This is a genomic window from Desulfolutivibrio sp., assembly GCF_036584575.1.
Lineage (GTDB): Bacteria > Desulfobacterota > Desulfovibrionia > Desulfovibrionales > Desulfovibrionaceae > Desulfolutivibrio.
Genome location: NZ_JAZHDB010000168.1, coordinates 1 through 15,361, shown reverse-complemented (window position 1 = coordinate 15,361; position 15,361 = coordinate 1). Strand labels below are relative to the sequence as shown.

Sequence of the window (15,361 nt, the reverse complement as noted above, 5' to 3'; positions counted from 1 at the left end):
GACGAGCCGGTGTCGGCCTTGGACGTATCCGTGCAGGCCCAGGTCATCAATCTCCTGGGGGACCTCAAGGCCCGCCTGGGACTGGCCTACCTGTTCATTTCCCACGACCTGGCCGTGGTCGGCCACATCAGCGACCGCACGGCGGTCATGTACCTGGGGCGGATCATGGAGCTGGCCGCCACGGACACCCTCATGGACAGCCCGGCCCATCCGTACACGAAGGCCCTTCTGGCCGCCGCCCCCATTCCGGACCCGGCCAGACGCCATGCCGCCCGCACCCCCCTGGCAGGCGATGCGCCGAGCCTTTTTTCCCCGCCTCCGGGATGCGTCTTCCACCCCCGCTGTCCCGAGGCCATGCCGGAATGCGCCATTTCGTCCCCCAAGCTTCTCGAAACATCACCCGGACACTTCGTCCGTTGCCTCAAGGAGACCCCATGAACTGCCCCACCACAACGCCCCAGGCCCCTTCCACCGACCTCAACGCCGCCGTGGGCGACATCTTCAAGGTGCTGGCCGCCGAGAACTGGGCCCGCTTTTATTTCGCCGTGGACCGCGACGGCCAGGTGTTTCTCGACATCCCGGCCGAACGCATCCTGGCGGCGGAAAAAAACCAGCCGCTTTTGGCCGAATTCCTCAAGGAGATCACGGCCAAGCCCACGGACTACGAAACCTCCCAGCGGGTGGTGGGGGAGTTCGTGTTCCGCAATCTGGAAGTCAGCCGCTACGCTCCGGGGATTTTATCCCAGGCCTTCGACAGCGAGGCCTTCAAGCTTGAGAACCGGCTTTTCGCCATGTGGCTGACCAGCCATGAGGCCATCATGGACGAGCGAGTGCGGGAATTGGACGAATGGTTCGAATACTACGAGGGCTGGCGGGCAAGCGAACAGGTGCGCCGCTTCGCCGCCGGGCTGGCCGGGAGCGGCAACGTGGAGAAACCCGAGCAGGGCGGCGTCCATTAGTTTTGCGCCCGGCAGGATTCGCACAAACGCGTGTTCCCGACATCCGCCTGGCCGCATTGGCACAGGAGGATTTCGGGAACATTCTTTTGACGGAACTGCTTCTTCTTTAAAAAATACTGCCGCATCGCCTTCGTCCTGCTGCGGACGCCTCCACCCGGCGTCCCGGGCAGGCGGCAGGGTTCAGGCCGCATCCGTCGACATCGGCCTCCCGTGCTGCGCACGCCGCACCGTTGGCGAAAACGGATGATGCGCAACGCGCCATACGCCGTTAGAGCCCGGTCCAGCCCCGGTCGTTCATGCACCGTTCGAACACGTCGGTCCTGGTGTTTTCTATCTTATAATTGCTGTAATAGTTGGACATCTGGCCGACGACCGTGGGATCGAAAGAGACCCGGTCCTGGATGTTGACCCGCTGTTCCAGCAGGTTCTCGACATCCCTGCAATAGGAGGTGTCGCTGGCCAGGCGGGCCTTGGCCTGGGCCGGGTCGGTGATCTGGGAATTGACCCAGCGGTGGCCGCATCCGGCCAGAAAAAGGACCGTCACAAGAAGCACGCACGAACGGTTCAAGTGGTTTCTCCATCGGTTTTTACGCATGTTTCAGGGCAATACGGCAATTTTCCGTAAAGCGTCTCCGCTGTCAACACCGCCCTCGCCTGCAACCTCCCCTTTCCCACCCGGCCCCCCCTGCCGCCACGCCTGACGTGTGTCCAGACTGCGTCCTTTTGCCGCATCTTTCCACCATCCGCGAAACGCTGACTGGCCCCTGCGACATCCTCCTTCCATGACGGCTCCCGGCTCATACCGTGAACGGCGTTCTTTACGCGACGCCATATGCGGCATGGGCCATGCTTTTTTTCCCCGCAACCCGGGGAGTGTATCGCAGTCCCGGGCCGCCCGATGAACGCATAGCCCCGTGCAAACACCAGCTATATCCTTGAAAAGGTATAAGCTCACTTTTATGCGTGGAATGCAAACATTTTTCTTGACAACGCATTGGAAAAAGTTCTTTACAATGAAACAGAGTCTTTGAAAAAAACGCAATTCGGCGACGGGAGGTCACCATGGATGATTATCTGAAACAAGCCCTTGACATCGTCAAGGCTCAAGCCAGCGTGCGCACCATGACCGAGGAGGAACTTACCTCCATGGTCACAAAACTGGCTGAAGGCATCAAGAACATCAGCGAAGGCACGATTCCGGAAACGGAAGTCGAGGAGAAGGCCCCGATCATGGACCCCAAGAAGGCCATTCGGGAAAAGAGCATTGTGTGTCTTGAATCCGGAAAGTCTTTCAAGATTCTGACCAAGCGGCATCTGGCCAAGTATGGCATGACGCCCGCCGAATACAGGGAAAAATGGGGGTATGCCAAGAACCTGCCCCTGGTGTGCAAAGAGTTGCAGCGTGAACGTCGCAAGAAGATGAAAGAGATGAAGCTGTGGGAGAAAAGAACCAAAAAAAAGTAGCGCGTCCGAAACATCCGCCCGGCGCGGGATTCCTGAAAAAAGCGACGGGATGTTGAGAGAAAGTCCGCACGAGATGATCGTATCCGGATGCAGCGGACACGTGTCGAGCGGCGCGGCATGATCCTGCAGACATGACCCTGGCGGGGGGAAGGAACATTTCTCCTGCCGGGGTCGTGGCTGCGACAGGCGTCACCCATCTCCACCGCCCCGCCCTGGCTTCCCCGGTAAGCCATCTTTTCTTCGCCACCCGTATTTTTTCCACAACCAGCCGAATTTTCTTGATTTCCGCCAAAATAACCGGGCCTTGCCCCCTTGACTGGGACGATTCATCGATTATCTATTTGGCGCTCGCACACGCCAAGTGCCAGCATTTTTCGTAAAAACCAAATGATTTTAAATTGTTAAGGCAATAGCGCCGCACGCTTTCAAAGGAATACGGGACCGGCGCCGCAGGCCCGACGGGGCTTCGGCGGAGAACCGATCACGTAAGCCATGCATCTCGTGGAGAAAAGACATGCCGATCTATGAATACCGCTGCCAGGACTGCGACAAGGTGTTTGAAAAGATTCAAAGCGGCTTTGAAGAACGCACGGAAGCCTGTCCGACCTGCGGCGGAGAGTCCAAGCGGATCATCTCCAACACCTCCTTCGTGCTCAAGGGCTCGGGCTGGTACGTGACCGACTATTGCAACCGCCATGGCGGGGCCGAGTCGGGCGGCAACGGCGATAGCGGCGCCAAGGCCAAGGACGGCGGCGCAGCGTCCGATTCCGCGTCTGCCGGGTCCGATTCCGCATCTGCCGCGTCCCCCGCTTCCGGGACATCGGGCGCATCCGGGACGTCGGGCGCGTCGGGCGACAAGGCCCCGGCCGCCGCGTCCTGCTCCACCGCGTGCAGCGGTTGCGGCGCGGCTGCGGCCAAGTAGCTCCCGATCTTTCGCGACTGCGCCGCCACCAGCCGCCAGCCCAGGCTGATGACAAAGCCCCGGTTTCAACAAACCGGGGCTTTGCGCCGCAAGCGGCGGCAGAGCCGCCGGGCGGAAAGGCACGAAATCCCTCGCTTACGGCCCGGCTGCGCCGCGGCCTGCCTGTACATTTTTCTGCGTCGTCCCGGCGCGAAGCGATGCGCCAGGCCTTACAGCCCGAGCACGGCCTCCACAGCCTGCATGTCCAGGCTGGCCTCCACCACGTCGGCCAACCGGGAAAGCGCCGGTTCCAGGTCGTAAGGCGTGGGGATCGTCCGGGGGGCAAGGCCCTTGCGGCGGCGCAGGCCGTCCAGCCAGGCGCGGCGGAAGGCGTCGGCGTCGAACAGGCCGTGCAGATACGACCCCCACACCAGCCCGTCCGGACGGGCATGGCCCAGGGCCTGGCCGTCCTGGCGACGCACGACCTCCACAAGCCCCGAGGCGCAAGACGGGCGGGTGACCCCGTGGTGGATCTCATAGCCCGCCAGCGCCAAGCCGCTCGGCAGATGGACGGCCGTCACGAAGCGCAGGGTCTTTTCGGCCAAAAGCTCCGTGGCCAGGGGCAAAAGCCCAAGCCCCGCCTCCCGCTCCCGGCCCGACTCCAGGCCCGTAGGGTCGCGCACCTCGTCGCCGAGCATCTGCATCCCGGCGCAGACGCCCACCACCTCGCACCGTCCTGAGGCGGCGCAGGCCGCGATCTCCACGTCCAGACCCGTGTCCCGCAGCCAGGCCAGGTCGGCCAGGGTGTTCTTGCTGCCGGGCAGGATCAGGGCGTCGGGCAGATGGCCGCCAGCCACCTCCCCCGGGGCGCGCACCAGGCGTACGGCCGTATCCGGCTCCACCAGCAGGGCGTCGCAGTCCGTAAAATTGGAGAGGTGCGGCAGATCGATCACGGCCACGTCCAGGTCGGCGTCCCGGCGCACGGGCAAAAGCTCTCCGGCCCTAAGCGACACCGAATCCTCCTCGGGCAGCCCCAGGTTCGCGATGTTCGGCGCCACCCCAAGCACCCGCCGCCCCGTCAGCCGACGTAAAAAATCCGGCCCGTCCCCCAGCAGTTTGGGATCGCCCCGGAAGCGGTTGAGCACGAACCCGCACACCCGCCGCCGGTCGGCCTCGGGCAGAAGCTCCATGGTCCCGGCCAGGGCCGCGAACGACCCGCCCCGGTCGATGTCCGCAACCAGGAGCACCGCCGCCCCGGCATGGGCGGCCATGGCCATGTTCACGATGTCGTGGCTCATGAGGTTGATCTCGGCCGGGCTGCCCGCGCCCTCCAGGACCATGACCTCGTGGCGGGCCGCCAGGCCGTCGTAGGCCGCCGTGACCGTGGAGAACAGCTCGCGCTTGCGGGCGAAATAGGTCCGGGCCTCCATGTTGCCCACCGGGCGGCCCAGGACGACGACCTGGGCGCCGGTCTCCGAGGAGGGCTTGAGCAACACGGGGTTCATGGCCGCCTCGGGGGCCAGCCCGCAGGCCCGGGCCTGGAGGATCTGGGCCCGGCCCATCTCCAGGCCGTCCGGGGTGACCCCGGAATTGAGCGACATGTTCTGGGCCTTGAACGGGGCCACGGACAGACCCCGGCGATGCAGGATGCGGCACATGGCGGCGGCCAGGACGGACTTGCCCACGTTTGAGGCCGTGCCCTGGAACATGATGGCCGGGGTTCGGGCCGGCCGGGCCGGACGCAGCGGACAGGGCCGGGCCGGATCAAGCAGGCGGCCCATGGCCGCAAGCAGCCGGGCGTTGTCCTCGCCGCTTCGCACCGCCACCCGGAAAAAGCGGCCGCACAGGCCCTCGAAATCGGCGCAGGCCCGGATGGCCAGACCGTGCCCGGCCAAAAGCCGGTCGCGCAGGACCAGGGCCGCATCCTCCCCGCCCTCCAGGCGGCACAGAAGGAAATTGGCCTGGGACGGGAACACGCGCACCCCGGGCAGCTCCGCCAGCCCCCGGGCCAGGGCCTCCCGCAGCCGGGCCGTCTCCACCCGGGTGCGGGCCAGAAACGCCGCCTCCCCGAGAAAGGCCTCGCCCACGGCCTGGGCCAGGGCGTTGACCGGCCAGGGGGCCAGTTGCTCCCGCACCCGGCCACGCAGGGCCGCCTCGGCGGCCAAAAGGCCCAGGCGCAGTCCCGGCACGGCAAAGGACTTGGTCAGGGACAAAAAGACGGCCACATTGGTCGGGCGCTCCCGGGTCAGGCTGAAAAAATCCGGCACGAAATCGGCAAAGGCCTCGTCCACCACGAACAGGCAGTCCGGCCGCCTGGCGGCCAGCGCCCGCAAGGGGGCGTCAGGGAAGCTTCGCCCCGTGGGGTTTTGGGGCCGCCCAAGAAAGACCAGGGCCGGGGATTCGGGCAGCGAGGCCTCAAGGGCCGTGAAATCCAGGGCGAACTCCCCCTCCGGGGACGTGAAAAAGGGCGTCACGGCCAGCCCGGCCCGCTCGCAGGCCCGGCGGTAGTCCACATAGCAGGGGGCCGCGACCACGGCCCGGGACCAGACCGGCCTATCCGCGGCATCCGGGCCGCCCGGTCCATGACGAGGCCGGGCCGCCCTGGCCAGGGCGAAGAGCAAGTCGCTGGTGCCGTTTCCGGCCAAAAGCGTTTCCTCCGGGACGCCGTAGCGGCGGCTGGCGGCCGCCAGGAGCCCGGCGCTGTCCGGGTCGGGATAGCGGATCAGGTCGGACACGGTTCGGCTGACGATGGGGCGCAGGGAGTCCGGGGCCCCAAGCGGGTTCATGCTGGCCGAAAAATCCAGGATGTCCGCCGGATCGCGGCCGCAGGACGCGGCCAGGGCCAGGACGTGGCCGCCGTGGGCAGGGGGGGCGCCGTGGGTCATGGGGGCGTGGGCCGTGGGCTACCTGGCCACCAGCAGCCAGAACGCGGCGAAGAGGCTGATGATGATGGCCATGATGGAGATCATGAACAGCATGTCCGGCAGGGCCGAAAACTGCTGTTCGCCCCGGTTGATGAGACGGCGCACATAGGCGAAGCGCCACCCGGCCATGATGATCACGGCCACGCCCACGGCGAAGGTGGTCAGGCTTATGGCCTCGGTGTGCAGGTGCTTGCGGGTCAGGCCCTCGAACATGGGCAGGGACTGCATCTGGCGGATGAAAAAATCGAACCGCTCAATGACGAAGCCGAAGGCAAAAAGGGCCAGCCCCGTGCGGCACCAGGCCAGAAAGGTGCGCTCGTTGGCCAGATGGTTGCGCTGCCAGGCCAGAAGCACCTGGGGGTTGGTCAGGTCGAAGACCGTGACCGGCGTTTTGCACTCGTTCATGGCGGGCTCCCTTTGGTGGTCAGTGCGAGGCAATAGCCAATTGGGCAGGCCCTGGCAAACCCGGTCCCGGGCCGTGGTGCACACTACGCTATCGTCAAAACCTTCGGATGCCCGCATTTCGTGGACGCTGCGCGAGGGCGGCGGGAGGGCTCAGGCCCCGGGATCGGTCCTGCGCAGGGCCCATGCCCAGCAGGCGGCCGTGACGCCGACGAAGGCCCCGGCCAGCACGTCGGAGGGAAAGTGCCTGAGGGCGAACACGCGGCTGGCCCCCACCACGGCCGCCACGAAAAAAAACGGCCCGGCCAGACGGCGAAAGCGCAGGGCCAGGACGGCGCACAGGGCGAAGATCCGTGTGGTATGGCCCGAGGGAAAGGACGTAAATCCGCTTTTTGCGGTGAACCAGGTGAAACCGTAGCCGTCTTCGGCGAACAACAGGGCCGGACGACAGCGCCCGAACACGAATTTCAGGCAGTCCGTCAGGGCGGTGGCCGCACAGACCGCCAGGCAGATGCACAGGAGGTCGCGGGCCCAGGCCTTCGGGGCCGGGCCAAGGAGATTCACGGCGCTCACGGCCAGGCCCACGGCCACAAGGGAAAGAAAGACCGTGTCGTCGGCCGCAAGGCTTACGTATTTCGCCAGGTCGAACACCGCCGAGGGCCTGAGGCCTTGGGCGAACCAGGCCGCCGGGCGGTCGAAGAAAAGAAAGGACAGGGTGATGAGGCCGGTCACCGCCAGGGCCGCTTTGACGGTTTGCATAAGGAGCCTGCTCTTCATGAAACCTCCATGGGCGCCAGCCTATCCGAACCGTGGGGCAGGGACAAGCCGCACTGCCCAGGCCGCCGGGATCATCCGCCCGTCCCGACACAAAACGCGCTGCGGCCAGTCAACAGCAAACCCCTCCCGGCATAACCGGAAGGGGTTCGTAAGCTGTCTGCGGAGCCGGAGTTTCCCCCGGCCCCGGTCATGATCGATTGCGCAGTCTGGGCGCGGGCTAGTACATGCCGCCCATGCCGCCCATGCCGCCGCCGCCCGGCATCGGGGGCATATCCTTCTTGGGCTCGGGCTTCTCGGCCACGGCCGCCTCGGTGGTCAGAAGCAGGGAGGCCACGGAAGAGGCGTTCTGCAGGGCGATGCGGGTGACCTTCTTGGGATCGACCACGCCGGCCTTGATGAGATCCTCGTACACGCCGGTGGCGGCGTTGAATCCCATGCTGCCGTCCTTGCTCTCCTTGACCTTGGCCACGACGATGGAGCCTTCGAATCCGGCGTTCTGGGCGATCTGGCGCAGGGGCTCTTCAATGGCCCGGCGCACGATCTGAATGCCCGCCTGCTCGTCGTCGTCGGCGGCCTTGAGCTTGCCCAGAGCCTTGTCGCAACGCACCAGGGCCACGCCGCCGCCGGGCACGATGCCCTCTTCCACGGCCGCGCGGGTGGCGTTCAGGGCGTCCTCGACGCGGGCCTTCTTCTCTTTCATCTCGGTCTCGGTGGCCGCGCCGACATTGATGACGGCCACGCCGCCCACGATCTTGGCCAGGCGCTCCTGGAGCTTCTCGCGGTCGTAGCTGGAGGTGGTCTCGTCGATCTGGGCACGGATCTGCTTGACCCGGGCCTTGATCTTCTCAGGATCGCCAGCGCCGTCGACGATGGTGGTGTTTTCCTTGTCCACGATCAGGCGCTTGGCCTTGCCCAGGCTCTGCAGGGTCATGTTCTCGAGCTTAAGCCCCAGATCTTCGGACACGCACTGGCCGCCGGTCAGGACGGCGATGTCCTCAAGCATGGCCTTGCGGCGCTCGCCGAAGCCCGGGGCCTTGACGGCCACGACCTGCAGGGTGCCGCGCAGCTTGTTGACCACCAGGGTGGCCAGGGCCTCGCCTTCCACGTCTTCGGCCACGATCAGAAGGGGCTTGCTCATCTTGGCCACCTGCTCCAGAACCGGCAGCAGATCCTTCATGGAGGTGATTTTTTTCTCGTTGATGAGGATCAGCGGCTCGTCGAGCTCGCAGACCATCTTCTCGGGATCGGTGACGAAATAGGGGGACAGGTAGCCGCGGTCGAACTGCATGCCTTCCACGACTTCCAGGGTGGTCTCCAGGCCCTTGGCCTCTTCGACGGTGATGACCCCTTCCTTGCCGACCTTGTTCATGGCCTCGGCGATGATGTTGCCGATGGTGGCGTCGTTGTTGGCGGAGATGGTGCCGACCTGGGCGATCTCTTTCTGGTCGCGGGTGGGCTTGGCCAGGGTCTCGAGGTCGGCCACGATGGCCTCCACGGCCTTGTCGATGCCGCGCTTGATGGCCATGGGATTGCGGCCGGCGGCCACCAGCTTGACGCCTTCGGAATAGATGGACTGGGCCAGGATGGTGGCGGTGGTGGTGCCGTCGCCAGCCACGTCGGAGGTCTTGGAAGCCACTTCCTTGACCATCTGGGCGCCCATGTTCTCGAACTTGTCTTCGAGCTCGATCTCCTTGGCCACGGTCACGCCGTCCTTGGTGATGATCGGGGAACCGAAGGACTTCTCGATGACCACGTTGCGGCCCTTGGGTCCAAGGGTGACCTTCACGGCGTTGGCCAGCTTGTCCACGCCTTTTTTGAGACGTTCACGGGCCCGGGCGTCAAAAAGAATTTCTTTGGCCATGGATGACTCTCCTTACTTTTCGAAAATGGTGGGAAATGAAAAAAATGCGAAGACGGGTTTCACGCGCCGCTATTTTTCGATGATGCAGAGGATGTCGTCCTCGCGCATGATCAGGAACTCCTCGTCCTCGACCTTGATCTCGGTCCCGGCATACTTGTTGAAAAGCACCAGTTCCCCGGCCTTGACGTTGGGCTTGATGCGCTTGCCGTCTTCGCCGAGTTTGCCGTCGCCCACAGCCTTGATCTCGCCCTTCATGGGCTTTTCTTTGGCCGAATCCGGGATGATGATGCCGCCTTTGGTAACCGTCTCTTCTTCGAGACGCTTCACCAGAACGCGATCGCCAAGCGGTTTAAGCTTCATGTGGTATGACCTCCGTTGGGTGTTTTGATGTGTGTTTTCTGTTAGCACTCGCAAGGGTCGAGTGCCAGTCTCAGGCGGGAGAGAATCTAACTACGATTCCCGCAAAGGCAAGAAAAAAAGTGCCGCCACCCCAATTTTTTTTCACACTCCTGAAAACTCACGTCCCCCCGGACGCTGTCCGAAACGCCCTCGCCCAGCACGCCCGGCGCGGCCTCCCCCGCAGGATATCGCCCGGCCCGAGGCACGCGGGGAACCTTTTTTCGCGACCTTCGCGCGAATGACATCCACCTGGTTTTTTTCACCCTCTTGACCCGGAGACGGGTTTTGACTAGCGTCTTACGTGTCACCCTCCGCCAGCCGCAGCGCCCCAGGCGGCGATCCGGGCGGCGCCCCGGGCGGCCCATGCCCGGCAGCCCTGTCCCGGTCGGCGGATCAAAACGCCCTCAACCCCCCAAGCGAGGCGTCCATGCGCGACACCCTGGTTTTCGCAACCGTGCTTTTGCCGTTTTTCGCCGCCGTCCTGGCCTTTTTGGCCCGAGGCGCCGCGCCGCGCAAACTGATCATGGTCGCAACCTCCCTGGTCCTGATAACGGCCTCGGCCTGTCTGCTCTCCCAGGGGCCGTTCACCCTCGGCGCCTCGCCCATCTTCGAGGCCCTGGTGACCGTGGGCGATTTCACGCTGCTGGGAATCATCGTCTTTCTCGGCGTCCGGCTGAAAAACCAGCTCATCGTCTGGCTGTCCCTGGGCCAGATCGTCGGGCTGGCCTTCCTGGACTTTTTTCTGGCCGACCATGCCGCCGCAGCCCCGGCTTTTTACGTGGACGACTTAAGCCTGATCATGGTGGCCATCATCTCCATGGTCGGCTCGCTGATCGGCGTCTACGCCCTGGGCTACATGAAGGTGCATGAAGAGCACCTGCACCTGGAAAAATCCCGGCAGCCCCGGTTCTTTTTCTTCATCATCCTGTTTCTGGGGGCCATGAACGGGCTGGTTCTGGCCGACAGCCTGTCCTGGATGTACTTTTTCTGGGAAATCACCACCCTGTGCTCGTTCGTGCTCATCGGGCACGACGGCACGGACATCGCCCGCAAAAACGCCGAACGCGCCCTGTGGATGAACGTGGTGGGCGGCGCGGCCTTCGTCCTGGGGCTGATCCTGCTCCAGAAGGGGGCCGGAACCCTGTCCCTGCAGGCGCTTCTGGCCATGGCCCCGGAGATTTCGGCCGGGGGCCTGTTGGTGGTCCCGCTGTTCCTTTTGGTCTTCGCCGGATTCACCAAGGCCGCCCAGGCCCCATTCCAGAGCTGGCTGACCGGGGCCATGGTCGCGCCCACCCCGGTGTCGGCCCTTTTGCACTCCTCCACCATGGTCAAGGCCGGGGTGTATCTCATCGTCCGTCTGGCCCCGCTTTTCGTGGGCACCTACCTCTCGGCCCTGGTGGCGCTTTTCGGGGCGTTCTGCTTCCTGGTCATGGCGGCCATGGCCGTGGGCCAGTCCAACGGCAAAAAGATCCTGGCCTATTCCACCATCTCCAACCTGGCCCTGATCATCGCCTGCGCGGGCATCAACACCCCGGCCGCCATCACCGCCGCCGTGCTGCTCATCATCTTCCACGCCGTGTCCAAGGCCCTGCTCTTTCTGTGCGTGGGATTCATCGAACAGCGCATCGGCAGCCGGGACATCGAGGACATGCGCGGCCTGTTTGCGACCATGCCGCGCACGGCGGTGATCACCGCCATCGGCATCATGACCATGATGCTGCCGCCCTTCGGCATGCTTTTGGCCAAGTGGATGGCCATTGAATCGGCCTCGGCCCAGTTTTTGGTGGTGGCCATGCTGGCGATGGGCAGCGCCCTGACCGTGCTTTTTTGGGCCAGGTGGGCGGGGATGCTCTTCTCCACGCCCTTTGGCCGCCCACCGCGCGAGACCGCGCCGCCCTCGGTGCGTCTGCCCCTGGTCATCCTGGCCGGGGCCGCCGTGATCTTAAGCCTTGGCGCGCCGTTTCTCTACAACAGGCTGGTGGCCCCCATGGTGGCCATGTACTACGCCGCCCCGGGATACGCCGTGAGCGCGGGCGGCATGGAAAACGCCAGCGGCGTCTTCTGGATCTACCCCCTGTTCCTGATTCTCGGCATCGGGTTTGTCGTGGCCCTGCGGGCCGCCGGTCGGATCAGCCCGGCCGATGTCGCGGCCCCCTACATGTGCGGGGCCCAACGCGACGTGGACGGCCATCCGGGATTCACCGGCCCCATGAACCAGCCCGTGGCGGCGACCCCGGGAAATTCTTACCTGCCCCGGATATTCGGCGAGGAGATGCTTGGCAGATACGCCAATGTGGCCGCCCTGGCGCTTGTGGCGCTCATGCTCGGAGGTGTGCTGTGGTAGGCAAACTCGTCCTGGCCCTTTTGGCCGTGGCGCTGACGCCCCTGGTGGGCGGACTTCTGGCCGGGGTGGACCGGCGGCTCACCGCCTGGCTCCAGTCGCGCTACGGCCCGCCGGTATTGCAGCCGTTTTACGACGTGCTCAAGCTTTTTGGCAAAAAAAAGATGGTGGTCAACCCCTGGCAGGCGCTTTCGGCCTACGTCTATCTGGCCGCCGCCGTGACCTCGGTGTTCATCTTCTTCATGCAGGGCGATCTGCTGCTGATCTTTTTCGTCCTGACCATCGGCGCGGTGTTCTTGGTGGTCGGCGCCCTGTCCGCCCCCTCGCCCTACAGCCAGATCGGCGGCCAGCGTGAGCTATGGCAGATGCTGGCCTACGAGCCGCTTCTGATCCTGGTGTTCGTGTCCATGGCCATGGTCACGGGCAGCTTCAGGATCACGGCCATTCTCGAACATCCCACGCCGCTTCTCTATGAGCTGCCGCTGATGTTCATCGTCCTGGGCTACGTGCTGACCATCAAGCTGCGCAAATCGCCCTTCGACATCTCGGCCAGCCAGCACGCCCACCAGGAGATCGTGCGCGGGGTGCTCACGGAATATTCCGGGCCGCATCTGGCCCTTTTGGAGATCGCCCACTGGTTCGAGGTGGTCCTGGTGCTTTGCATCTGTTCGCTTTTTTTCGCCACCAGCGCCCTGGGCGTGGTGATCCTTCTGGCGGCCACCTATTTCCTGGAGATACTTATCGACAACGTCATGGCCCGAATGACCTGGCGCTGGATGCTGCGCTCGGTCCTGACCGTGGGGCTGGTGTTGTCGCTGGTCAACATCCTGTGGCTGTACGTCGCCTAACCCCCAGCCGGGATTTCACAAGAGAGCCGAACCCATGTTCACAGACCTGATCAACAAGGGACGCCTCAAATCGCCGTGGATCATGCACTTCGACTGCGGCAGCTGCAACGGCTGCGACATTGAGGTTCTGGCCTGCCTGACGCCGATGTACGACATCGAACGCTTCGGCATCGTCAACGTAGGCAACCCCAAGCACGCCGACGTGCTCCTGGTCACCGGCACGGTGAACCACCGCAACAAGCATGTCCTAAAAAATCTCTACGACCAGATGCCCGACCCCAAGGCGGTCATCGCCATCGGGGCCTGCGGCCTGTCCGGGGGGATTTTCCGCGAGGCCTACAACGTGGTGGGCGGCGTGGACAAGGTCATTCCCGTGGACGTGTACGTGCCGGGCTGCCCCTCCAGGCCCGAGGCCATCATCGACGGCGTGGTCAAGGCCCTGGAGGCGGTCAAGGTCAAGCTGGGGCTTTCGGCCTAGGCGCCGCGACCCCCGGGACGTTTCGAAACGCCGACCCCGGCGCCCGCGCCACCGGACGAGGCAACATCACAAGGACGCCGCCTGACATGGACGCATCCCCCATCACCGCCCAAGGGCTCGTGGCCCTGGCCAAGGAAAAGTTCGACGCCGGATACCGCCTGCTGACCTTAAGCTGCGTGGATCTGGGCCAGACGGGCTTCGACATCCTCTACCACTTCGACAAGAACCTGCATCTGGAGAACTACCGGCTGACCGTGCCGCGCGGCGAGAACGTGCCGAGCATCTCCGGGGTCTACTTCGCCGCGCTTTTGGTGGAAAACGAGATACGCGACCAGTTCGGGGTGTGTTTCGACGGGATCGTGCTGGATTTCGGCGGAACCCTGTACCTGGAGGACGAGGTGCGCACCTCGCCGTTTTGCAAGTTCAGCGTCTCCCAAACAAAACCCAGCGAGGGATAGCCTACATGGCCCGCACCATCCTGCCGTTCGGTCCCCAGCATCCCGTGCTGCCGGAACCGCTGCATTTGAAGCTTGTGGTCGAGGACGAGATCGTCCTAGAGGCCGTGCCCGCCCTGGGATACGTCCACCGGGGCCTGGAAAAGCTGTGCGAAGTCCGCGACGTGAACCAGATGATCCAGGTCGTCGAGCGGGTGTGCGGCATCTGCTCCTGCCTGCACGCCGTGTGCTACTGCCAGGGCATCGAGGCCCTGCTTTCCCTGGACGTTCCGCCCCGGGCCAAATACCTGAGGGTCATCTGGGGTGAGCTGCACCGCATGCACAGCCACCTGTTGTGGCTTGGGCTTTTCGCCGACGCCTTCGGCTTCGAGAGCCTTTTCATGCAGTGCTGGAAGGTGCGCGAGCGGATCATGGACATCATGGAGGCCACCTGCGGCAACCGGGTGGTGGTGTCGGTGAACGTGATCGGCGGGGTGCGCCGCGACCTGTCCCCGGAGCAATGCGCCTGGATACTGGAGCAGCTGGCCCTTGCCGAAAAAGACATCAAGCGCCTTTCCTCCACGCTTTTGACCGACTACACCGTGTGCAAGCGCACCAAGGGCAAGGGCGTGCTCACGGCCGAGCAGGCCTATCAGCTGGGTGCGGCCGGGCCGACGCTTCGCGGCAGCGGCGTGGCCCAGGACGCCCGGCAGGAGAACTATGCGGCCTACGGCGGCCTGGAGTTCGCGCCGGTGACCGAGCCCGACGGCGACTCCTACGCCCGAAGCGCGGTGCGCTTCCGGGAGACCCTGCAATCCGTTGATCTGGTGCGCCAGGCCATCGCCCGCATGCCGGGCGGCGAGATTGCCAATCCCACCAAGGCCAAGCCCCAGGGCGAGGTCACCATGCGCGTGGAGCAGCCGCGCGGCGAGCTTTTCTACTACATCAAGGCCGACGGCACGAAAAACCTGGACCGGCTGCGCATCCGCACCCCCACGTTCGCCAACATCCCGCCGCTTCTGGCCATGCTGCCGGGCATCGAACTGGCCGACGTGCCCGTGGTGGTGCTGTCCATCGACCCGTGCATCAGCTGCACCGAACGTTAAGACAAGGAGCGCGGTTCCATGTTCACCATGACCAAAAACGTCGTGCGCAACCTGCTCACCAAAAGCGCCACGCGGCTCTATCCCATCGACGTTCGCGAGCCCTTCGAGGGCTACCGGGGCAGACTGGACAACCGCATCGAGGAGTGCATCTTCTGCAAGACCTGCCAGGTGAAATGCCCGTCCCAGTGCATCACCGTGGACGCCAAGGCCGGGACGTGGGACTGCGATCCGTTCGCCTGCGTGTACTGCGCCATCTGCGTGGACCACTGCCCGGTGCACTGCCTTTTCATGGACAACACCCACCGCAAGCCTTCGGCCGAGCGGGAGATGATCCACCTTCAGGGTACTCCGAAAAAGAAGAAGGCCCCGGCAGCCAAGGCGGCGGCAGCCGCGCCTGGGGCGGAAGCCGCGCCCGCGCCGGAAGGCGGCGACACTCCGGCCTCGCCGTCCCCCGAGACCTCGTCCGA

The 15,361-nt window shown here is 64.6% G+C and carries 16 protein-coding genes; 10 read left to right on the top strand and 6 right to left on the bottom strand.

The window, feature by feature from the left end:
• Both V3572_RS12355 and V3572_RS12350 read left to right on the top strand, forming a co-directional pair.
• Positions 1-438, top strand: a 438-nt coding sequence (locus V3572_RS12355) for an ABC transporter ATP-binding protein (protein WP_332111312.1), incomplete at its 5' end; no start/stop codon positions are given.
• Complete coding sequence (locus tag V3572_RS12350; RefSeq protein WP_332111311.1) at positions 435-959, top strand: hypothetical protein; 525 nt, start codon at positions 435-437, stop codon at positions 957-959. The genes V3572_RS12355 and V3572_RS12350, both read left to right, overlap by 4 nt.
• A 268-nt stretch (positions 960-1,227) precedes the next feature.
• Here the strand turns inward: V3572_RS12350 and V3572_RS12345 are convergent, their stop codons facing one another.
• On the bottom strand, positions 1,228-1,527 hold the full coding sequence (locus V3572_RS12345) for a hypothetical protein (protein ID WP_332111310.1): 300 nt from the start codon (positions 1,525-1,527) through the stop codon (positions 1,228-1,230).
• Between the two features lie 494 nt (positions 1,528-2,021).
• Between V3572_RS12345 and V3572_RS12340 the strand changes: the two genes are divergently transcribed.
• A complete protein-coding gene (locus V3572_RS12340) occupies positions 2,022-2,423 on the top strand; it encodes a MucR family transcriptional regulator (protein WP_332111309.1) in 402 nt (133 codons plus the stop codon).
• Positions 2,424-2,937: 514 nt separating this feature from the next.
• The gene (locus V3572_RS12335; RefSeq protein WP_332111308.1) at positions 2,938-3,345 is read left to right on the top strand and encodes an FmdB family zinc ribbon protein; all 408 of its coding nucleotides are present in this window, start codon (positions 2,938-2,940) and stop codon (positions 3,343-3,345) included.
• Between the two features lie 209 nt (positions 3,346-3,554).
• Here V3572_RS12335 and V3572_RS12330 read toward each other — a convergent pair whose 3' ends face one another.
• The 5 genes from V3572_RS12330 to groES form a co-directional block, all read right to left on the bottom strand.
• Complete coding sequence (locus V3572_RS12330) at positions 3,555-6,209, bottom strand: cobyric acid synthase (RefSeq protein WP_332111307.1); 2,655 nt, start codon at positions 6,207-6,209, stop codon at positions 3,555-3,557.
• Between the two features lie 18 nt (positions 6,210-6,227).
• Positions 6,228-6,653 carry a YidH family protein gene (locus tag V3572_RS12325; RefSeq protein WP_332111306.1) on the bottom strand — a complete coding sequence of 142 codons (426 nt, stop codon included), beginning with the start codon at positions 6,651-6,653 and terminating at the stop codon, positions 6,228-6,230.
• Positions 6,654-6,803: 150 nt separating this feature from the next.
• Positions 6,804-7,427 (bottom strand): phosphatase PAP2 family protein, encoded by a 624-nt coding sequence (locus tag V3572_RS12320; RefSeq protein ID WP_332111305.1) that lies wholly within the window; start codon positions 7,425-7,427, stop codon positions 6,804-6,806.
• Between the two features lie 217 nt (positions 7,428-7,644).
• Positions 7,645-9,288, bottom strand: coding sequence for a chaperonin GroEL (gene groL, locus V3572_RS12315; RefSeq protein ID WP_332111304.1), 1,644 nt, complete (start codon positions 9,286-9,288; stop codon positions 7,645-7,647).
• A gap of 69 nt (positions 9,289-9,357) precedes the next feature.
• On the bottom strand, positions 9,358-9,648 hold the full coding sequence (groES, locus tag V3572_RS12310; protein WP_332111303.1) for a co-chaperone GroES: 291 nt from the start codon (positions 9,646-9,648) through the stop codon (positions 9,358-9,360).
• A 466-nt stretch (positions 9,649-10,114) separates the two neighbouring features.
• Between groES and V3572_RS12305 the strand changes: the two genes are divergently transcribed.
• The 6 genes from V3572_RS12305 to V3572_RS12280 form a co-directional block, all read left to right on the top strand.
• Positions 10,115-12,031, top strand: a complete 1,917-nt coding sequence (locus V3572_RS12305) for an NADH-quinone oxidoreductase subunit 5 family protein (protein ID WP_332111302.1) — start codon at positions 10,115-10,117, stop codon at positions 12,029-12,031.
• On the top strand, positions 12,025-12,876 hold the full coding sequence (locus tag V3572_RS12300; protein WP_332111301.1) for a respiratory chain complex I subunit 1 family protein: 852 nt from the start codon (positions 12,025-12,027) through the stop codon (positions 12,874-12,876). The genes V3572_RS12305 and V3572_RS12300 overlap by 7 nt, the downstream gene beginning before the upstream one ends.
• A gap of 34 nt (positions 12,877-12,910) precedes the next feature.
• Complete coding sequence (locus tag V3572_RS12295; protein WP_332111300.1) at positions 12,911-13,354, top strand: NADH-quinone oxidoreductase subunit B family protein; 444 nt, start codon at positions 12,911-12,913, stop codon at positions 13,352-13,354.
• Positions 13,355-13,440: 86 nt separating this feature from the next.
• Positions 13,441-13,812, top strand: coding sequence for an NADH-quinone oxidoreductase subunit C (locus tag V3572_RS12290; RefSeq protein WP_332111299.1), 372 nt, complete (start codon positions 13,441-13,443; stop codon positions 13,810-13,812).
• Between the two features lie 5 nt (positions 13,813-13,817).
• Positions 13,818-14,894: a hydrogenase large subunit gene (locus V3572_RS12285; RefSeq protein ID WP_332111298.1), complete on the top strand. Its 1,077-nt coding sequence runs from the start codon at positions 13,818-13,820 to the stop codon at positions 14,892-14,894.
• A gap of 18 nt (positions 14,895-14,912) precedes the next feature.
• The coding region (locus tag V3572_RS12280; protein ID WP_332111297.1) for a hypothetical protein at positions 14,913-15,361 on the top strand (449 nt) is incomplete at its 3' end.